Source organism: Desmonostoc muscorum LEGE 12446, assembly GCF_015207005.2.
In the GTDB taxonomy this organism is placed as follows: Bacteria; Cyanobacteriota; Cyanobacteriia; order Cyanobacteriales; family Nostocaceae; genus Nostoc; species Nostoc muscorum.
The window spans coordinates 224,242-244,995 of the sequence record NZ_JADEXS020000002.1 but is presented as its reverse complement, the minus strand read 5'-3'; the positions used below and the strand labels follow the sequence as shown (position 1 = coordinate 244,995).

Here is a 20,754-nt window from a genome sequence, read left to right as displayed (position 1 = left end):
CGCTACTTTCTCCCCAAAAAGCAGACGGAAGGTGAAACTAACACCTCTAAGTTTGTAGATTAGGCTTAGATTGTATCGGGTCAGTTATATAACTGTAGTGTTAGGGCGAGATAAAAACTGATGGATCAATCAAGGAAGAGCTATCCAGATCAATTGGATTGATTCTTATACTCCCAGCATCAATTAAACAGTTTTGAGCTAACTGCCAAACTGTAGAAGATGGGTGTCCTATGCTGGGGTCAGGATTAGGATAGGGATTAGGATAAAATTGATTAGATGAGTATGTTCTGAGATTAAATACCCAAAGAAGTACACGGTTATCGGCAGCAATAAACTGGTCTGCTAGTAAATGTGAACAATATACACCTGGATAATAGTTATTATCAAACACCACTTGCACCCATGCAGTGTAATAATCGATTACACTTTGATCCAAAGGCGGACCTTGCTCGACATCAAGGTAAAGAACAGAAAATTGAGGAAATCCTGCGTTAGAAGCTAGATTTGTTGCATCTTGTGCATCAATGCGACCTTGTTGTGCTGTCAAAATCCTAGAGCCTGGTCCTTGAGCTTGCTGTCCAACATAAATTGGTGCGAAACCCCACCCTAAATTCTTTAAGAAGTCGTGCTTCAGCATCCAACCTGTGTAAGGTTGAGAGGGCGCTGGAGCAAGGTAAAACCCTATCCACGCTAAATTGGTATTATCCCGCAGCCATTGCATAACACTATCACCAGGATATTGGAGTCGGTCAAAACCTGCATGACCTGACATAAGCCACCCCTTCTTTACTTTGGGTTTGAGCATCTGGATCGAATTCAACACGATGCTGAACTGCTTTTTTCAGTTCAGTAACTTTTGTTCTAAACTCAGAGTCAATTTATTACTGATTGTTTATCTTTATTCTCTATAACCAAGCACTTATAGCATATCCCAATAGGAGTAATTTTAGCCCGGATTTCTCACAAACAATAAAAAATCAATTTACATAATCTGAGATAAGACATTTTTTTGATACATCATGAACTCAAATTTATGTGGTGTAATAAATTAAGTATAAACCAGTGATTGGGAAGATAAAATAATCACTATATTTATCTTTATACTGAAAATAAAATGCTATGTTCAGAGAAATAAGCATTTCAAAATCAGACTTAGATCAAACCAAGTCCACAGTATTATTAATTATGAGAAATTAAATGCGGTTTGAGTTAACATTAAGCAGTATTCGGGAGCATTTTTAAGCATCTGTAAGCATCAACCCAAATATGTTTGGAAGGACTTGAGCTACTAATTGCAATTAAAATTCGCCTTCCGCTTACAGTAATCACTGCACCTAATTTCAGTAATTTAGTCCGAATAGTTCCAACTTGAGCGTTTTGTAATTCGGTTTTAGCTAAACATTGTTGGCGAAAGGCATTCATCAAAACGTAAGCGATAGAAGAAAACCATAAACGTAGTTGATTTCCTGCAAAGGGATGCGTACTGGTTCTATCACTAAAAAGTTCAAGTTGTTGCTCCTTAAAGCGATTTTCCATCTCCCCACGCTGACAGTATTTTTGTGTGTATAGTTGAGCAGGAGGTACTTTTTTAGTAGTTAGTGAAGTCACTACGAAACGAATATTACTCCCCTTCGCTCCATACTCAACTTTAGAAACAACACGACGGCTACAACTCCAAGATTCACGGGTTTGGTAGTCTAAAGATTTATACCAAATTGAGTTATTAATTAAGTTAGAGGCAACTTCAGTAAGTTTTTCTTCTGGCTTAAATACAGTTTCTAAAAATGAAACTACTGTTGATAATTTCTGCTCATATTCAAACTTTGCTCTATTTTTAGTATTAGTAGTCATCTGAATTAAACGACTGTTTTGCGCCAATCCAAAAACGTAATCAACTCCTGGAAGAGACTCACACCATGTCATGATATCGTCTCTGGAATAGGCACTATCCCCTTGCACCAGAATTTCCACATTACTCCATTTATCACGTATTTGTTTAATAACCCTCTGTAACTCTTCTAATGCTCCTGCTGCTGGATCTAGATTTGAAGGTCGTAGTTTAGCTGCCAATAAGTGCTTTCCACAAAAAATATAAAGTGGAGCATAGCAGTATCCTCCATAATAAGTATTGAAGAAAACTTGCTCCTGCAAACCATGTACCAAATCATCTGTTACATCTAAGTCCAAAATAATTTGTCGTGGCTCTTTGGAGTAAGATTTTAGAAATATATTGAGAAATAGTCTTTCAATTTCTTCTGAAGAATGCCCAATTTTATGATAACGACTGTCTGCTCCTTGTTCTATATCTTCAGGGCAATGTTCGAGCCGATTTAATGTACTCTTTCCAGCTAATTTTACCGGCTTATCCTCTACTCCAATTCTTTTCAATACTGCTAGAGCAAACATCGGGTCATGACGTAATTCTTCATGGTCATTCAAGTCTTCGTATCCCACAGGGCGAACGCACGGTATTTATGAAACCCTTGCTGGGTAAGGATATTGACGAAAAAATCAGCTAAAGTTAAAAACGCCGAAACCCTTGCTATTAAAGGATTCTTATACTTTAGATGCGTTTGCCCTGTCGTATCCCATGACCAACCCGTATATTCGTTGTTTAATTAAGTTTTCTATTGAATGGTCAATTCGATTTGGCTGACGGTAATCTTGGAAACACTTTGCAAACTGTGATGTGATTTGCAGTTTTTTGTCTATTTCAGCAATTAAGCTTAATCCTGCATCAGATGTTACTTGCCCACCCTGAAAATTGACTACGACTGGAGGCGATTTTGGCTGTTCAAATCTGAACTGTTTTGGTATACGATCTGTTGAAGGTGGGGTCATGCTTTATAGCTGCTGAAATGCTTATCCTATATACATTTTCGCAGTTTTTGACCCCTTTTTTTATCTCTTTGTGAGAAATCCGGGCTAAGGTCACTGCTAGATAAGCTATTGAATCAAGGTGAGTTAGTTATTAAGTGGCATCGGAAAATCAAACATAAAGGTAATTTTAGCTATATTGCAGCTTAAATGCTGATTAGCTTAGTAGCAGAGGCGTTAGCATTCATTTCCAATTTAAGATTGTTATTTTTTACACGGACTTACGTCCAAATAAAGAAGAGAAAGCACTATAGCTAACGCTCAAATCCTTAAAAAGTAACTCTCACATAGGAGATAAAAATTATGGCTACTAAAACCAAAAAAGTTAGTTTAATTGATGACAACGCAATGGGTATTTACAAAATTGCTGACTACAACGAGCGTAAGTTTAAAGCAGTCTACTACGGGCACTAGACGTTGGCGCATGACTAGCCTCTTAGATATTCTGAAAGAGACTGATTTGCGAGTTAAATTTAGTCAACACTTTCAGAGTGTATCAACCAGAGAGGTTTTAGGCGACTATACTTTACAAAAACGCTTGCTGCTTTGTTTATATGGTTTAGGAACGAATACTGGATTAAAGCGTTTAAGTGATGAGATTAAAGGCGATAATTATCAAGATTTACTCCATGTCAAGCGTCATTTTATTCAGAAAGAACAATTACGTAATGCTATTGCCTGTGTTGCAAATGCAATTTTTGCTGCCAGAATTTCTACTATTTGGGGAGAGGGTACAACCGCCTGCGCTTCTGACTCGAAAAAGTTTGGTGCTTGGGATCAAAACTTAATGACTGAGTGGCACATCCGTTATGGTGGACGAGGTGTGATGATTTATTGGCACGTTGAGAAGAATTCTGTTTGTATTTATTCACAGTTAAAAACTTGTTCTTCTTCTGAGGTGGCAGCCATGATTGAAGGATTATTACGCCACTGTACTGAGATGAAAGTGGAGACAAATTATGTGGATAGTCACGGTCAAAATGAAGTGGCTTTTGCTTTCTGTCATTTACTGGGTTTTCAGTTAATGCCGCGTCTTAAACGTATAAATGTTCAGAAATTATACCGCCCATCAACTGGAAATAATGATGCTTATCCAAACTTGCAACCGATTTTAACTCGCGCTATTAATTGGGATTTAATTCGCCAACAATACGACCAGATGGTGAAGTATGCTACTGCTTTACGTTTGGGTATGGCAGAAACTGAAGCCATCTTAAAGCGTTTTACTAGGGGTAATTTATTACACCCTACTTATCAAGCCTTGGCGGAATTGGGCAAGGCTGTAAAAACTATATTTTTATGTAAATACCTGCATTCGGTTGAACTACGACAAGAGATAAATGCTGGACTAAACGTGGTGGAGAACTGGAATAGTGCTAACAGTTTTATTTTTTATGGCAAGGGTGGGGAGATTGCTACTAATCGTTTGTCCGACCAAGAATTAGCTGTTTTATCTCTGCATTTGCTACAGATATCTTTGGTATATATAAATACGTTGATGATTCAACAGGTTTTGTCCGAACCGCAATGGATGAAGTTGATGAAGTTGGAGGATTTGCGGGCGCTTTCGCCTTTAATTTGGGGTCACGTTAATCCCTATGGCACTTTTCGTTTGGATCTCAATGTCAGGTTGCCAATTGAGACGGGGTGAATGTGTCTAAAAATACGCTTTGTTAGTATATCGGAGAAGCTTATAGCCTGAAAGCCTTTCATAGCAGTACTTTCAGCCTATCTTGCCCCTGGTGACAGCTTCGCTATATCTACGCCATTTACCGAGTTGTGGGTGATTCCGGTTGCTGGCGGACTCAAAGACCAGTTTAAAGGGCCAGCTTCGATGTTACTTAGTTTTCTAATTCACCGCCGCAGTAAAGACAATTTTGCTGGATTGTACAACCACTTCGCCCATCGCGCCTTCCAGCAATGGTGTGAAGATGGGATGCCGGGAGATCCCAAAGAGTTCTGCTTCGGTGCGATCGCTAGCGTACTGAAAAATTACATTTTCTGCGCCGAGTTTCAGAAAGTGGAAGGGACACTAGGAACGTACTGGTTTATTCAGTGGAGTTACCGTAATCCTCAGTCTGATTTTGAGCATGATGCCCTCGTTGCAGCAGAGATGATTCGCTCTGGTGCGGAATCTGGGGCAACACTTCACTGGGTAACTAATGATACTTACGAGCGCTGGGCTAGTAATGCTGTCACTGCACCAGCATTAGCCCCAGTTTCGGAGACTGAGGCACGGCTATCTCTGCAAGGACAGAATCAGACTGCAATGCCGCAAGGTAACAAGCGGTAATTAGATATTACAACGGCGATTCAAAGGTGAATCGCCACTACATAAATTAGCGGTTCAAACCAGTCAATGAAAATCGGTACTGTCTCAGTTAGTTATTCAAGAAAATTCAACTTGGGCAATTATGAATCTCTTGAAGTAGGCTGTTCGCTTTGGGCACAAGTCGAAGATGAAGAAGATGCAGACGGTGTAGTTCAATTTCTTTATTATCAGGCAAAAGCAGCAGTCAAAGAGGCTGCGATGCCTGTGATTAAAGCTAACGAATTCCAAATTAGTAAAGCCAAATCTCAACGGAAAGTTGCAACTGATGAAGGTGTTGCAGAAATAGATAATTTTTGAGCCAATCAAACATGAAACAACTAACAGGTTTTATTCCCGTTGCCGCATTACCTCAATCTACTGCGGCTTCTGCTAAAAAACAACTCCTGGAAACAATTGAATGGCTCCACAAAGAAGGTGCTGCTACTGAAACCAACCTCAAACTCTTAACTGCAATTGTCGAATCAATTCTTTGTTCTGAAGAATCATACACCCGATTTTTACAGTGTGGGTTTGATGCAGCAATTGAGTTATTTGATATCAGTTCTCAGAACTGGGAATTTGAAGAATCAATGTCATCACCTTATAATCCCAGGAATTGGGATAAGTACAGGCAGCTACAACAAACACGGGCATTGTTGTCAACAAGCCGAACTGTCACTGATTAAAGTAAGAATGGGGGCTTAAGATACAGCCCTTATTGAGCAAATTCAGTATAGGAATAGTCGCAAAATTACTCTTGGTTCTCGGATTATTCCTGCTGTAATTGTTGCACGACTTTTATTGATAAACCAGTAACCCGAGCTATCACATCAACGCTGATGCCCTCAGCTAATAAATTGATAGCAATTTTACGGGCTTTTTTATCACTCCCTTCTTCCCGTCCTTCAGCCTTGATTGACTGATAAATAACTGATTCACGCATGGTATACCTTTGGGAAAGCAATTTTAACAACCAGTGTATTGCTTATTTGAGCTACTCAACGTCTGTGATGAGCAAGCTTTGTACTTGTTCGATTGTTAACCCAGTAACTTTTACTACCATTTCAATAGGCATCTTCTCTTTAAGAAGATTAACTGCAACAAGGCGAACTCCTTCCTCAATTCCTTCAGTTCTTATTGACTGATAAATAACTGACTCGCGCATTATGTCCTTCCTAAATAAACGTCTAATCACTTCTTGTTCTAATACTAACCCAGCCAGAATTGCAGAGGCAGCAGCAATATTACTTTGTGTCCGTCTGTCAGCAATTTTGTCAACAGCAGCAGCCTCAAGTTGTAATGTCGCAACTTTGTTCTCAGTAGCACTCAAAACCGCAAAGGGGAGTAATCCTGGTGTCGCCAGAAATATCTCTGGTGGTTGCTCCCACAAACGAATCACTGAAAATTCATGTTGTAAACTTCCAGCAATGAAAGTAGTTTGATAAGTAATTAAACAAAATTAATTACACAAATGAATATATAATATACTCTCAGAATATTTTGGATAATAATTAGAGTTAAAATGATTTTTTTGAGAGAAATCAATCCTCTTTCTTTGAAACTACTGGAGCGAATATATCGCCAAAGCAGATATCATCAGGTGCGCCAAAGAGCACATTTCTTAATTTTAGCTAATCAAGGAGTAGAGTTACAAGAATTAATGAAAATATTTAATGTTAGTTATAAGGCTATCTATAACTGGATAAATCGTTGGGAATCATCAGGGATGGTTGGACTTTATAATAAACTAGGAAGAGGTAGAAAACGAATATTTAAACCAGAACAAGAAGCAAAAATTAGAGAGTGGGCGAAACTTGAACCAAGACAATTAAAAAAGACGCTACAAAAAATTAAATCAGAATGGGATATTGAAGTTAGCACTGAAACTATTAAAAGAATATTAAGAAATTTTTATATGACTTGGCATCGAATGCGACGAGATGTTGGAGGAGAGCCAGATCCTATAGAATACAAGGAAAAATCTGCACAGTTAACAGAGTTTAAACGATTAGAAGACGAAGGTAAAATTAACTTATATTACTTAGACGAAACCGGATTTTGTTTAATTCCTTCTGTTCCTTATGGATGGCAAGATATCGGAGAGTACTTAACTATTACTAGTCGCCGTAGTGCGCGCCTAAATGTTTTAGGAATCATGAATCGAAATAATCACCTTGAAGCTTATGTCTCTTTTCAAAGTATCAATTCAGATGTGATTATTGCTTGCATTGATACTTTCTTTCCCCAAGTAGATAAACCGACGGTAATTGTTGTTGATCAATCCTCTATTCATACCAGTGATATGATTATTGATAAAGTTGAAGAATGGCAAGAACGTGGCATTACCATCTTTCAATTACCTTCCTATTCACCAGAGCTAAATTTGATTGAAATTTTGTGGCGGTTTATTAAGTATCAATGGCTCGAAATAGATGCTTACAAAAATTGGCAAACCTTTGTCGCATCTGTCGAAAATATTCTCCGAGAATTTGGTAAAAACTATGTAATTAATTTTGTTTAGCTACTTACACCTTCTCCGATTCAGTTTTATCTAAGTAAATTACTACTTGGTGCATTCGCTTCTTGGGAAAACGCCGATATACTCTCAAACGGTAATCAGCCATCCGAAAAGGCATATCTTCATCAGGTTTGGTCTGAAATTCAATGTGGAGAACAACTTCATCTGATTGCAACAAGATTAAAGCATCAGCACGAATAGGTTCTAAAGACAATTCTGTAGGACTTAATTTGGTCAAAGTAATAGGCTTTCCTAACAGCCAAGTGGCGAAATCGGGAGAATACATTTCAGCGATAAATTTGCAAGTGTTATCAAACATGAACACCTTTTTCAAATATGAAGAGATTTTACCATCATCTTAGTTAATCACAGCAATTAAATTTTAGTTATCAACACAATAAGAAGGTACTAAGCCGATGAATCTTTTGGCAATATGGTATCGAAGGAAACTCGAATTACTAATCAATAATAGGCTGGTCAGCTAAGGATTAAAAATGGCTAATCTTCCACCAATTAATTCAGTTGTAAAAGTCATTAAAGCACTAACAGAAAAAGACCCAAGGTTAGGGCAAACAGGTACAGTAATTCAGTATTCAGGACACGGAATGGTTTGTGTTCATTTCCCAGATATGCTGCCTGGTCAAGGAATTTTTTTCAATCCCAATCATTTAAAAATCATAGAGCCATAGTCAAGATTATGCCGAGAAAATCTACTCATCCCACTCCTACTGACAATTCCTCACTATGCCTACAGTATCTCCGTCTTTGTGGGGGTAGCGCTCGATTATGCACCATCAATTTTAGTCTCAGCGTGATTCAAACACTGGTCAATCGAAAGCTGGTGAAAGTGACAAATACTGGTACAGGTTTTTTTGTGGAGTTGGAGGATGCCAAATGAGAACTCAAAAAATACTTCAACAATCGTCTATGCCTTTAAACAGTAAACCGAAATTACTTCTACGCCGGACTCGAAAAAGATTTAACCCGAGGATTCTCATTGACCGCACGATAGAAACAACTGCAATTATCTCTCTACTTTTTACCGGATTTGCAGGAGTAGGAGCAATGGCTTGTTGGGGGCTAGAAGTAATTGAGTCCAATGCTAATCCCAATATAATCATCTCTGGTTGGGAGCAGCAGAAAAATATCTGCTTGGGTGCAATGCTGGTAAGTTTTTCCGGCTTCTTAGGCAGTTCTTTAGTCGGAGCAAGCCTCAGTATTCAACGAGATAAATTTTAGGGAGAGAAATGACAATGAAAGAGTACAAAACTAAACATGGCGGCTACAAAATTGAGACTGCCGAGTTATCAGATGGCGCTGTGGATGTTCATGTGGGAAAAACAGGTCTGTTAAAAACAACTTGGGCATCACCTTCAACTCAAACTTTTGACAATCATACGCAAGCTGTTCGCCATGCCAAAAATGCTATTGATAACGGCGAAATTGATTCAGTTTTCCAACGTTAAAACACACCAATGGAAATTAAGCTAACTACTTCAGAAATTCAAGCCGTATTGCAAGGTTGTCAATATATATTGCGGTTTATTAGCAGTAATCAAGATTATCGCAATATCGAATCAAAGGACTTTCAATAGTCCACTCCAAGGGAATTGTTAGACTGCTTCTCGCTGTGATACAGTGTGCTTTTCTATCGCTTCAAGAATAACAAACCAGTCATTGCGATGTAGTTCGTGTCCTGTTCCTGGCAATGGTAGTAATACAGCATCTTGGATCTGTGCTTGTAATACCAAACTATGGGCATAGGGCAACACACAATCTTCTGTGCCATGAATGACCAAAGTTGGTACAGCGATTTCGTGGAGGCGGTTAAACCATTTTTCTCCACCTTGAAGCAAGGCATGATTAAAGGTCGTCTTGAGATTGGGAGTACGATCAAAGTCAGCCCCAGCTAATTCGCGGATAGCTGATTCATCAAACGCATGGGCTGAACCGGAAATCAATCGCCACGCACCAATTTGGTACTCAATCACTGCCTCACGGTTTGCCCAATCCAGTTCACTGGCTTTTGCATGGTATTCCAGGACAGATGAATCGATCCCTGGTATGGTTGGATCAGTCTGGGCCAAGGGTTCCGAGGCGATTAAGGTCAGACTTTTGACCCGTTGAGGACGCTTGAGCGTCATCAGTTGAGCTAGGAATCCTCCTAGCGATATCCCTACTAAATGGGCACTCTGAATTCCATAGCCATCGAGAACACAAAAAGCATCATCCGCTAGATCCTCAACAGAATAGTAAATACCACCTGGCTCGTAACTTGTTGAGCGTCCTGTATCTCGGTGATCGTAGCGAATTACATAGTGCCCCAGAGCAGCTAATTGGCAGCAGAAGTCTTCCGCCCACCACACGGCTGAAGCCATCGCTCCCATGATTAATAAAATTGGTGGAGCATCTGGAGTACCGACAGATTCGGAGAAAAGGCGAACTCCGTTATGACTAATCCATTTACTTTCCATATCCTTTTAATACATCAGTTTCTTCATTTTAGACAGCTTTGATCCAGAGTTTCTCCATTGCGAAATCGATTCAGTTTTTCAAAGTTGAAACTAATGGAAATTCCCTCCTTTCAATCATCTAAAATTATATAGCAATCCGATTTGATTTCTGAATGACTCGTAGAGGTAAGGGACTGGGGATTGGGGACTGGGGACTGGGAAGGAGGAATAAAGGTGTACTGAGTTTTGTTCAAAAATCAAATATGAGTCCTATAGTAAAGATAAAGAAGTAGAGGATTTGCAAGAACATGAAGTACAACCACTTCCTACACCAGAATTACACAGGCTGCTCACAGGAGAAATCGAAGCTTATCAACGAAAGATAACAGTGTTGATGCAAGAATTGGCCGAAATATAAATAAGGCAAAAAATAGGGGTTTTTCTAATTCGTCGTCAACCCTTCCGCTTTGAGTTGTGACACCTCAATAGCTTACCATGAATAGATTACAGAGCTTTTTGACTCATCTTTTTTAGCCTTCAAAATGAAAAGCGGAAGGGAAAGCGGAAGGGTAGCACTTTTAAATGGCTGAAACCCTTACTAAATAAGCTTTATTTTTTTAGAGGCTGTGACACTAGAAACAACTGGGTTGCACGAAAAGCGGAAGGGTGTCACAACGCAACAATCAGGGTTTGAAGCATTTTAACTGTGACACGGAAGGGTTGGTTTGTGACATCCTTTCCTAGTAGTTCACCAACCCAAAAATACGCTCGTGAGGACTGGGGAAATGTAAGTGATTTAATACCCTTAAAAGAGCCAAGTTCACTTGGCAAGTACTAGAGGACAAAAAAAGAGAGGCGATTGCCTCTTACGGTATATAAGTTCACTCAAGGACGAACTAGTAGTCTTTTAAACCAGTTACTTACAGATATTGACCTTGCAAGTGTAATATTGCTAATACCCAATTGAAGTCACAACATGCCCAATGTATACATAATTGGCGGTGCAAATGGTTCTGGTAAAACTACCGCCGCGCTGCAAATTCTTCCTTATTTCCTACAGGTATTTGAATATGTCAACGCCGATGAAATAGCGGCCGGGCTTTCTCCTTTTAACCCGGAATCCGTAGCCATCCAAGCCGGACGATTGATGGTAGAAAGATTAAAAACTCTGTTGAATGCTAAAATCGATTTTGCATTTGAAACAACTTTAGCAGCTCGTAATTTCGCCCGATTTTTGAGAGAATGTAAAAAACAAGGTTATGCGATAAATTTAATTTACTTTTGGTTACAAAGCCCGGAATTAGCTATTGCACGGGTAAGCAGACGGGTAGAAAGTGGTGGTCACAGCATCCCTGAAGACACTATTTACCGTCGCTATGAACGTGGAAGAAAAAACTTGATTGAATTATATTTACCATTGTGCGATCGCTGGATTGTTTATGATAACTCTAATGCAATTTTGCAGATCATAGCTGAACGCCCTTTGAATCAAGAGCCGATAATTTATCAACCCCAGCTATGGAGCCAAATTACTAATAATACCTAACTAATACTTATGAATAAGCCAATTCCTGAGAAATTATCTAGCCAAATCGATGCAGGTGTTAAACTCGCTATGAAAAAAGCTATTGAAAGACACCGCCGCTTAGGGGAATCTATTAGCATTTGGCAAGATGGTCAAGTTGTTACCTTAACTGCCGAGCAAATCCCTCCTATTGATTCAACTGTTATCTATGACAAATGATACCAATAAAGTAGAAGTTTTATAGGAGCGACCACTTACAATACTACCCAGTCACGTATTTTAAACAGGACTTACGCAACTGGCACAATGCGATGGGAGCAATGCGATTTTGTGAGGTCTGGTCAAAAACAAGCGATGCCTGCGGCGGGCGTAGCCATCGCTAAAAATTATATTTAGGTACAAGGTGATTTTATTTGCAAATAAAATACTGGTTTGCACAAAAATTCATCTTGATGAAATATCTCAAAAAGATTAATAGCAAGTCATTTGACGATTTTTTATAAAAATATCTGCAATCAGCCTTTCATACTTAGTATGAATTATGTCAAAAAGTAAATTAAAGGCAAGATTAAAGTATAAAATTTATCAAGCAGCTTGGGGTTTGATAAAAGAATTAAAGATAGAACCACAAAAATTATCCCAACTTCCAGCCATCCATTGACAACGCAGATGTAAGATAATTTCTGCATTTTCTTTCAACCAAAATTTACTGTTACCCTTGATTCTTAAGTTGACAACTTGACGAATTAAACTCTCAATTGCTCCACTACCTATTGGTAGTTTTTGGTCTAGTATCTTAGCGTAATTTAAACGCCTTTCACGATAGGCACGTAAAAGGTAATTTCTCTGTGTGACCATAGTTTTACAACGCTCTCCCGTAGCTTCAGATATAAATTCATCCATCTGCCTAATTATGGTCATGGCATTACTTTTTTTTAAAGTTCTCCGTGCTTTTTTAAACCAATTATTCCGCTCCTTATCATCACTAAACGCTACATCAGCAAATTTCTGTAGCCGTTCAGTAACATGGTAAAAATCAAATAATTGATAAGTCGCATCGGGAGATTTCAATTTCTTTAAAAGAGGGGGAATATGCTTCCAAATCCATTCAGCACCGTCAGCAACTAATAAAACTTGTTTTGCTTGACTAATTCCCAAACTAATCAGATGCATTTCTAAAATTGGCAAAAAGCCTTTATAGTCTTCATAAGTGCCATCATTTACAATGTTTATTTCGCCATTTTTAACTTTTTTACCCTGTTCATCAACCACATAAATTGTTAATAATTTTGGCTCAACCCATTCCCCTGTAAAGCCGTGCTTGTTTGTTTTGAGATTTTTTCTACCTTTTTTATTAATCCTAATTCTACTCCTGCCACCATCTACAGCAATCACAACTCTCTGGTCTTTAAGTATATTCCCACCAGGTAATTTACCTTGTTGCAAGTTAGATATTTTAGTTTGACGTAAATCAATGCTGATTTGACCAAATTTATATGTCAATCGTTCAATTCGTTTAAGACTAATATTAATTCCCCAATCACCCAGGATTGTATGTGCGGCTTCAAAAGAACTAGCTATGGCACCATATTTTGTAATATCTGACCAAACTAATGGGGTCAAGCCTTCTGACATTCCTAACCATTTTAGCAAGGGGCAGAATCCAACATTAGTAGATTTATTCTTCGCTTTCTTTTCTCTTTTTTGAACAACGTATGGTAATTTAAGATTTACTACAACATTACCTACTGTTAATATTTCCCTCTTCGTATAACCGTGTCTTTGTGTGTCGGTATGCCACCATCCTTTGGTTTGATTAATTGCTGTTTGATGAGCCGACTCTGATTGAGAAAGCTTATGCAATAATATGGCGATACATTGACCCGCTAAAACTAAGGCAGCCTGTCTAATTTTTTCTTCTCTTTCTTTAACTATTTTTCCAGACCACTCCTCGATATTTTTCAAATCTAAAAGGTTAGTCACATCCTTTTGAAAATCTGATAATGAATCGGCAAAATTTAAATTTGCAGATATATTTTTTTTCATAAAGGTAGATACTTCCTATTTCAAAACTATTCCTGAAAGGAAATTTTACCTTTTTTTCTAGTAGCAACAATGTACAGAAACTTTGTTTTTGGTAGCAGGTTGTATCTTCTAAGCAATATTGCTGCAACTTTTGTATAAAATACTAAATATATACGTAAGAGTTTATTAGCGATCGCTCTCCAGGTGGGGTCATCTCACAAAATCGCATTGCTCCCGTTGCTCACATTGCTTACACACAAAGTTAAAAACGCGAGTATGAATTTCCCGCTTGTGCGCTCTGACGGTGTACTCTCGGACTTCAATAGTTTTGCTGGGCATCGGTTCTATAATCGCTGTTCTATTTATAAGGATAGTTTCTGGGCATCAATATATTCATGCGCCATTTGATTGAAACAGTAACAATCTGATGGTTTTTCGCCAGGGACTAAGCAGAGGTAATCGCCACCGGAAAGTGCGGGTACGCCATCGCACTCCTGACAGCCGCAATTGGAGGCATCTTTAACAGCAGTCGCGGTTTGCTCTGAGTCTTTGGAGTAGCGAATTCGAGTTATATAAATGAAACACTTAATTAAGAAGATAGTCTTTGATATTGTTTTGATGAGAGCGCAAAATTTTTAAACCTTGATGTTCAGTTTTACGAATTGTTTCTCGACTAAGATTTAGGCGTTTTGCAACTTGACTCAAAGTTAGTTGCTGATTATCTGACAATCCAAAACGTAGAGTCAATACTTCTCGTTGCCTTGGCTTAAGCAATGCCAGCAACTCGCTCAAGTCCTGGTGTAAAAGCTCAAGAGTAATTTGCTCATCTAGGGAAATACCATCCATCGGCAAAATATCGACTAGTTCAGTTTCACCCTCATCTCCCACTCGCATTTCTAATGAAACTGGAGACTTGGAAACCTGAAGGTAATCTCTTATTTGGCTTGGCAATAGATTCAACGATTCGGCAATTTCTGCTACAACTGGAGGACGACCCAAAGACTGAAACAGTTGCTGCTGTATTCTCCTGATTTTGTTTAACTTTTCGTTGATATGAATTGGTAAACGAATAGTACGAGACTTATCTGCTATAGCACGTGTTATTGACTGGGTAATCCACCAATAAGTATAGGTTGATAGTTTGTAGCCTTTGTTAGGGTCAAACTTTTCGATTCCTCGTTGCAGTCCCAGTGCCCCTTCTTGGAGCAAGTCGAGAAAATCTAAATTGTGGTTCTGGTATTTTTTGGCAACAGAAACCACCAACCGTAGGTTAGCTGTCACCATTTTCTCTTTAGCTTTTTGACCTTGTTGAACGATTGACTGTACTTCAGCTTCAGTTTGCCCAAGCGAGGTAGCTAATTCTCTTGTGGTTGGTTCTCGGTTTAATTGAAGTGCGAGGTTTGATCGCTGTTCTTCAATCGCCATCATCTGCTGCAACGCCCTTGCATTTGTAATTTCTTGCTCAGGAGTTAGCAGAGGGTAGCGTCCGATTTCTTTAAGGTAGGAGCGAACTAAGTCGGTAGTTAGGCTGGGCATACTTTCAATTAATTGTGACGACTACTTTTCTTTTTCGTTTGAATAGAATGTTTTATCTCAAGAATTAGCTAACAAATTAAATCTTAACCATAGACTTAACCCCAATGTAAATCTAAAGTCAAATAAGATTATAAACATAATACTTGAAATCTTAAAATAGGTAAATACTAAAAGCTGCTTTATTTGATAACTAAGCTTTAAATTAGTGGAGAAATTTGACTGAGTTAAATCAGAGAGGCGCTACGCTAAATTTAGAGTGAAGTCCTCTCTTCAAGAGAGGATATGTTCAAACTCGCTTCACATTTGAACAAAGCTTAAAAACGCTTTGCGTAAATCAATTGAAAAATACAATTACTTAGTTGAGGAATAATCATGGATATGCAATCTCTACTCACTTTGACAATCGTAGTCATCTTTTGGGCATTCGTTACTCTCGTTATATTCCAGTTCATTAACGGACTATTTGTATCGGCTGCTTATACTAGTAATGTGGTTTCTGTTAGCAATGGAAATATAGCCGCTTCTACAATCCCATCAGTATCAGAAGTAATCACACCACAAGCTCGGACTTTTGAAAAATTGCCAGATCCTTGGATGTTAGAGGATGAAGTCATTCATTGTACCAGTAATGAAGCAGTTATTCTCTCATTCCCTACATTGAGATTACTGCCTCCAGTTAAAGAGATTTCATCACAACCAAAACGTACTACTCGTTCCAATAAAGCTAACAACTCTGCCAACAAGTCACCGAAAACTAAAAAGGCTGATGTAAATTCTTCAGGGAAGCGCAAGCCAGGCAGACCGCCTAAAGCTGGCTAATTCGTTTTTTAACCCTCGGCTGATCACCGAAGAATAAAAGGGAAAAGGTTAAAGGGGAAAGGGGAAAGGGAACCAGTAACTTAAAAGCTCTTGTTTCAAATAAAGACGCTGCTAAGTTCTTGCACTACATGTCTAAAAAATCTTCTTTTTTTGTTCTCCACAATTAAGACAGGGGCTTTCTACCTTGTGAGGAAAAGTTCTAAATTCTGTGCCCTTTCCCCCTTTCCCATTCCCCTTTTCCCCTTCTTGGTAATTGCCTCATTTCTTAATAAGAGAAAGGCTTCGCCATAGCAAAAGTGAAAAAATAATATTGTGAGTGATGCAATGGTACAGCAACTTTTCACTCAAGGTTCTTTATTCGATTTGCAAACAGTAATCGATTATGGGCAGTCAGTTATTAATGTTGCCCAAGAGCTTGCAAAAGTTTTAATAGATAATCGCCCTCTCTCTACGAAAACTGTTTCTTCCCAGATGAATCGCCACTTTCACGGTACTGCGGCAGAAGGCACATGGCAATGGAAAGATGCTTACGAAGCTGTGGAAGTAGCGCAAATATTATATCTGCGTCATCTGGGAATTAAGATTTTATCACAACAACCTCAAGTGGTTGTGCAACAATTAGAAGAATTAACAGCCCTCTGTCCGACGCATACTCGCCGTAGTGAAGAGTCAGTAAAGCTTCAGCAATTCTCCACCCCTCTGCCGCTTGCTTATCTCGTAGCCAAAGCAGGATTTATACAAGCTACTGATTTGGTGCTGGAGCCATCAGCCGGAACTGGTCTACTGGCACAAATGGCTAAACTGCACAGTGCAAGTCTGATGCTCAACGAGCTTGCACCCGATAGGGAGAAGATTCTGCGGCGATTATTCCCTGGTACACCATTATTCTCAGTAAACGCGGAACAGATTAACGATTACCTAGCTGGTAAAACTCAGCCTTCAGTTGTGCTGATGAATCCACCTTTCTGTGCATCTCCCAAAATCAACAGTCGCAATAGAGACGCAACAAAGAGGCATATCAACTCGGCATTGCAAAGACTGGCTGACGGTGGACGGCTGGTAACAATTACTGCTAACTGGTTTTCTCCCAATAATCCCACTTGGCGCAAGACTTTTGTTAAGTGGCACTCGGAAGCACGAGTTCTACTATCTGTTGGGGTTAACGGCAAGGTGTACTCAAAACATGGTACACAAATCGACACCAGAATCACAGTAATTGACAAGGTTACGGCTGATAATCACAGGCAAATCCCCTGTATTCCCGAAACCTTGGACTTGCCCGAACTGCTGGCGTTGATTGAGCAATTACCACAGCGATCTCCGTGGGAATGCTCAGAAAAAGTCAAAGCTGCTGCGGCGAAGGCAAAAGTTGTTCAATTGTCAAAACGTACTACAGTTGCACAACCCGAAACAGTTTCCTCTCTCCCAGACGATGTAGTAGTGTTGGAATATGAGGTTATCGAATGGACGGCTAGTGAGGGTTTGAAAGATACCCTATACGAAACATATCGCCCACAACGAATCAGAATTAAAGATGCTTTACCTCATCCGTCGCTACTCTGTGAGAGTGCGGGAATGGCATTAGTATCGCCTCCGGCTCCCACTTACAAACCACATCTCCCGCAAAACATTGTCTCACAAGGCTTGTTATCTGAAGCACAACTTGAAAGCGTTATTTACGCTGGTTTTGCCCACTGTGAATTTCTGTCTGGGTCTTATATTGTGGATGATTCTTGGGATAATGTGACTGTAGCAGCAACTAGCTCAGAAAACGCTGTTAGATTTCGCCGTGGATGGTTCCTTGGTGATGGCATGGGAGCAGGGAAAGGACGACAGTGTGCAGGTATTATATTAGACAATTGGTGTCAGGGGCGGCAAAAAGCCATTTGGGTATCTAAAAGCTCTGCTTTAATTGAAGATGCCCGACGCGATTGGTGTGCTTTAGGAGGTGATGCAAAAGATATTATCGACCTGAGCAACATCAAACTTGGCGACTCCATCCCTCTCACCCAAGGCATTCTATTCTGTACCTACTCGACTCTACGTTCTCAAAAGAACGGTAAAAGTCGTCTCAAGCAAATCGTTGAGTGGGCAGGTAAGTACTTTGAGGGAGCGATCGCATTTGATGAGTGTCACGCGATGGGTAATGCAATGGCTCAAGAGGGTAAACTCGGTATGGTTGCAGCATCCCAGCAAGGCATTGTTGGGCTGAGGTTGCAAAACGCACTGCCCTCAGCACGGGTTATCTACGTTTCTGCGACTGGAGCGACAAAGGTTTCTAACCTATCTTATGCAAATCGTCTGGGGCTTTGGCAGACTGGAGATTTCCCTTTCACCTCCCGTGAGGATTTTGTGGAATCCATTGAGGGCGGTGGTATTGCCGCGATGGAAGTCGTAGCCAGGGATCTCAAGGCTTTGGGGCTGTATCTGGCGCGGAGTCTTTCATTCGAGGGGGTGGAGTATCAGACTCTCTACATTGATTTAACGCCGACGCAGGAACGGATTTATAACAGCTACTCCGATGCTTTTGGTGTTATTCATAATAATTTAGAAAAAGCCTTAGAAGCTTGCAATATAACTGGCGCAAAAACGTACAATCGTGCTGCTAAGATGTCTGCCAACTCGCAGTTTGAGTCACACAAGCAAAGATTCTTCAACCATCTGTTAACTGGCATGAAATGTCCGCAGTTAATTAAAGCGATTGAAGAGGATTTAGCTGCTCAAAATGCCGTTGTTATTCAAATTGTATCAACTAATGAGGAGTTGCTTAAGCGCCGACTCAATGAAGTTGCACCCGAAGAATGGAAGGATCTCAATCTTGATCTGACTCCACGGGAATATGTCATGGATTACCTGATGAGTGCTTTCCCCATTCATCTCCATTCCATCCATTCAGGCGTTGATGGAGAAGAAAGATCCGAGCCAGTCTTTAATGCCGATGGTTCTCCAGTTATCTCCCAAGAAGCTGTAGCCTTGAGAGATACTCTAGTTGATCGACTAGCAAGCCTTGACCCAATCCCTGGCGCATTAGAACAATTGCTGTGGCATTTTGGTCACAAGCAAATTGCCGAAGTAACTGGTCGCAGCAAGCGAGTTCTGAAAGATGATTCAGGGCGTTTGTTCGTTGATTCACGGGGTAGTGGGGCGAATATTGCTGAGACTAACGCATTTATGACGGGTGATAAACAAATTCTCATCTTCTCTGATGCAGGCGGCACGGGTCGCAGCTATCACGCTGACCTCAACGCTGTGAATCGGCGGCGGCGATCGCATTATTTGTTGGAAGCAGGCTGGAGAGCAGACAATGCAATTCAAGGGCTTGGACGATCGCACAGAACCAACCAAGCATCTGCGCCCGTGTTCAGACCAGTCACGACGAACGTTATAGGTGAACGCCGATTCATCAGCACTATTGCTCGACGGCTGGATAGCTTGGGCGCACTCACAAGGGGGCAAAGGCAAACCGGAGGCAATGGCATCTTTGATACCAAGGATAATCTGGAGTCGAACTATGCAGAACACGCACTGTATGAATTGTTCAAGCAAATTTATCAGGGTCGGTTTGCTGAAGTTCCGCTAGGGCAGTTCGAGCAGATGACAGGGTTATCGCTAACTTCCCACGAAGGCGGAATGCGGATAGACCTTCCACCACTGCGGCAATTCCTCAATCGACTGCTGGCTTTACGCATCGATATGCAAAACATCATTTTCGAGCGTTTTGAGTTATTGCTAAGTCAGCAGATTGAAGCAGCGCGAACGGCAGGAATCTATGAGATGGGTGTGGAAACACTTCGAGCAGAACGGTTTACCATCGAAAGGGAAGAAGTAGTTTATACACACCCTGCAACAAATAGTACAACCAACTACTTGAAAATTGAGCGCACCCAGAAGAACAACATCAAAACTGCTGACGAGATGCTTGAGTTTGCCAGTATGTACCAGGGGAAACTGATGGTTAACACCAAATCTGGTCATGCTGCTGTGTCAATTCCGACACATAGTATCTACGACGCTGATGGTGGTGTTGTACCAAGAGTGTTATTCGTCCGTCCCCAAAAAGAAACCCGTATACCAGTCAAGGATTTAGAATCTTCCACTTGGAAAGCGGTTTGTGTCGATGCGTTCGTCGCAGGGTGGTCTATTGAAGTAGATGCACTGCCCAAGTTCACTACCGATTACCTGCATTTGGTGACTGGTATTCTATTGCCTATCTGGAAAATCTTGCCCCAGCACAATAGCCGAGTCTTCCGCTTGCAAACCAGCGATGGACAAAAGATTCTCGGTCGGGTGGTGAATGCTCACGACATTCAAACCGTGCGCGAACAACTCGGACTAAGGAACCAGCTGCTTTCTCCAGAAGAACTTGTGAAGCTGGTACTCAACGAGAGATATACACAGCAGTTGCCAGGTGGTGTAACCTTGCGACGTTCTTTCGTTGCTAATGAACCTCGCATAGAACTGGTTAATGCTATCTCACTGGCAGAGCGACTCTTAGCTGTAGGTTGCTTCACCGAGATCATCAACTGGCAAAAGCGGATATTCATTCCAGTTTCAGACAAAGCACCAGCTATTCTAGCGGCTGTGATTGAAATCTTGGGATAAGTCAAAAGCTGATGTATTTATTAGATACATCAGCTTATTTTTCGCTCAAACAAGAGTGTGAAGAAAGGGAAATGGGAAAGGGAATAAG

The 20,754-nt window shown here is 40.3% G+C and carries 17 protein-coding genes and 3 pseudogenes; 12 read left to right on the top strand and 8 right to left on the bottom strand.

The genetic code is table 11. The annotated features are described in order from the left end of the window. Nucleotides 1-100: 100 nt before the first annotated feature. Both IQ276_RS37345 and IQ276_RS37340 read right to left on the bottom strand, forming a co-directional pair. A complete protein-coding gene (locus tag IQ276_RS37345; protein WP_193919094.1) occupies nucleotides 101-772 on the bottom strand; it encodes a glycoside hydrolase domain-containing protein in 672 nt (223 codons plus the stop codon). A gap of 443 nt (nucleotides 773-1,215) precedes the next feature. Then, a pseudogene (locus IQ276_RS37340) lies at nucleotides 1,216-2,841 on the bottom strand (IS1380 family transposase). Between the two features lie 445 nt (nucleotides 2,842-3,286). Here IQ276_RS37340 and IQ276_RS37335 point away from each other — a divergent pair. From IQ276_RS37335 to IQ276_RS37320, 4 genes and pseudogenes are all read left to right on the top strand, one after another. Continuing rightward, nucleotides 3,287-4,528: pseudogene (locus IQ276_RS37335) on the top strand (Tn3-like element ISNpu13 family transposase); the annotation flags it as partial. Nucleotides 4,529-4,660: 132 nt separating this feature from the next. Beyond that, nucleotides 4,661-5,170, top strand: coding sequence for a hypothetical protein (locus IQ276_RS37330; protein ID WP_235116450.1), 510 nt, complete (start codon nucleotides 4,661-4,663; stop codon nucleotides 5,168-5,170). Nucleotides 5,171-5,236: 66 nt separating this feature from the next. Further along, nucleotides 5,237-5,506 (top strand): hypothetical protein, encoded by a 270-nt coding sequence (locus IQ276_RS37325; protein ID WP_193919096.1) that lies wholly within the window; start codon nucleotides 5,237-5,239, stop codon nucleotides 5,504-5,506. A gap of 11 nt (nucleotides 5,507-5,517) precedes the next feature. Next, entirely contained in the window at nucleotides 5,518-5,874 is a 357-nt protein-coding gene (locus tag IQ276_RS37320) for a hypothetical protein (RefSeq protein ID WP_193919098.1), read from the top strand. 83 nt (nucleotides 5,875-5,957) lie between these two features. Here IQ276_RS37320 and IQ276_RS37315 read toward each other — a convergent pair whose 3' ends face one another. Beyond that, nucleotides 5,958-6,131 (bottom strand): Rpn/YhgA-type helix-turn-helix domain-containing protein, encoded by a 174-nt coding sequence (locus IQ276_RS37315; protein WP_193919100.1) that lies wholly within the window; start codon nucleotides 6,129-6,131, stop codon nucleotides 5,958-5,960. Between the two features lie 51 nt (nucleotides 6,132-6,182). After that, on the bottom strand, nucleotides 6,183-6,587 hold the full coding sequence (locus tag IQ276_RS37310; protein ID WP_193919102.1) for an RpnC/YadD family protein: 405 nt from the start codon (nucleotides 6,585-6,587) through the stop codon (nucleotides 6,183-6,185). A gap of 123 nt (nucleotides 6,588-6,710) precedes the next feature. Between IQ276_RS37310 and IQ276_RS37305 the strand changes: the two genes are divergently transcribed. Further along, the gene (locus tag IQ276_RS37305) at nucleotides 6,711-7,709 is read left to right on the top strand and encodes an IS630 family transposase (protein WP_235116449.1); all 999 of its coding nucleotides are present in this window, start codon (nucleotides 6,711-6,713) and stop codon (nucleotides 7,707-7,709) included. A gap of 7 nt (nucleotides 7,710-7,716) precedes the next feature. On the opposite strand, the pseudogene IQ276_RS37300 reads toward IQ276_RS37305, so the two are convergent. Further along, a pseudogene (locus IQ276_RS37300) lies at nucleotides 7,717-8,025 on the bottom strand (Rpn family recombination-promoting nuclease/putative transposase); the annotation flags it as partial. 175 nt (nucleotides 8,026-8,200) lie between these two features. Here IQ276_RS37300 and IQ276_RS37295 point away from each other — a divergent pair. The 3 genes from IQ276_RS37295 (at nucleotide 8,201) to IQ276_RS37285 (ending at nucleotide 9,172) form a co-directional block, all read left to right on the top strand. Continuing rightward, nucleotides 8,201-8,395 carry a hypothetical protein gene (locus tag IQ276_RS37295; RefSeq protein ID WP_193923255.1) on the top strand — a complete coding sequence of 65 codons (195 nt, stop codon included), beginning with the start codon at nucleotides 8,201-8,203 and terminating at the stop codon, nucleotides 8,393-8,395. Between the two features lie 205 nt (nucleotides 8,396-8,600). After that, nucleotides 8,601-8,945, top strand: a complete 345-nt coding sequence (locus IQ276_RS37290; RefSeq protein ID WP_193923259.1) for a hypothetical protein — start codon at nucleotides 8,601-8,603, stop codon at nucleotides 8,943-8,945. 14 nt (nucleotides 8,946-8,959) lie between these two features. Beyond that, nucleotides 8,960-9,172, top strand: a complete 213-nt coding sequence (locus tag IQ276_RS37285) for a hypothetical protein (RefSeq protein WP_193923261.1) — start codon at nucleotides 8,960-8,962, stop codon at nucleotides 9,170-9,172. Nucleotides 9,173-9,319: 147 nt separating this feature from the next. On the opposite strand, the gene mle is transcribed toward IQ276_RS37285, so the two are convergent. After that, complete coding sequence (gene mle / locus IQ276_RS37280) at nucleotides 9,320-10,180, bottom strand: alpha/beta fold macrolide esterase (RefSeq protein WP_193923263.1); 861 nt, start codon at nucleotides 10,178-10,180, stop codon at nucleotides 9,320-9,322. Nucleotides 10,181-11,135: 955 nt separating this feature from the next. On the opposite strand from mle, the gene IQ276_RS37275 reads away from it, so the two are divergent. Together IQ276_RS37275 and IQ276_RS37270 are read left to right on the top strand one after the other, a co-directional pair. Beyond that, nucleotides 11,136-11,705, top strand: coding sequence for an ATPase (locus IQ276_RS37275; protein ID WP_190884813.1), 570 nt, complete (start codon nucleotides 11,136-11,138; stop codon nucleotides 11,703-11,705). A gap of 9 nt (nucleotides 11,706-11,714) precedes the next feature. Then, the gene (locus IQ276_RS37270; RefSeq protein ID WP_190884812.1) at nucleotides 11,715-11,903 is read left to right on the top strand and encodes a hypothetical protein; all 189 of its coding nucleotides are present in this window, start codon (nucleotides 11,715-11,717) and stop codon (nucleotides 11,901-11,903) included. A gap of 366 nt (nucleotides 11,904-12,269) precedes the next feature. Here IQ276_RS37270 and IQ276_RS37265 read toward each other — a convergent pair whose 3' ends face one another. Continuing rightward, entirely contained in the window at nucleotides 12,270-13,730 is a 1,461-nt protein-coding gene (locus IQ276_RS37265) for an ISLre2 family transposase (protein ID WP_193925627.1), read from the bottom strand. 564 nt (nucleotides 13,731-14,294) lie between these two features. Beyond that, nucleotides 14,295-15,245 carry an RpoD/SigA family RNA polymerase sigma factor gene (locus IQ276_RS37260; RefSeq protein WP_235116448.1) on the bottom strand — a complete coding sequence of 317 codons (951 nt, stop codon included), beginning with the start codon at nucleotides 15,243-15,245 and terminating at the stop codon, nucleotides 14,295-14,297. Nucleotides 15,246-15,617: 372 nt separating this feature from the next. Between IQ276_RS37260 and IQ276_RS37255 the strand changes: the two genes are divergently transcribed. Together IQ276_RS37255 and IQ276_RS37250 are read left to right on the top strand one after the other, a co-directional pair. Next, nucleotides 15,618-16,064, top strand: coding sequence for a hypothetical protein (locus tag IQ276_RS37255; protein ID WP_235116447.1), 447 nt, complete (start codon nucleotides 15,618-15,620; stop codon nucleotides 16,062-16,064). Nucleotides 16,065-16,376: 312 nt separating this feature from the next. After that, nucleotides 16,377-20,666: a strawberry notch family protein gene (locus IQ276_RS37250; RefSeq protein WP_235116446.1), complete on the top strand. Its 4,290-nt coding sequence runs from the start codon at nucleotides 16,377-16,379 to the stop codon at nucleotides 20,664-20,666. The last annotated feature ends 88 nt before the right edge of the window (nucleotides 20,667-20,754 follow it).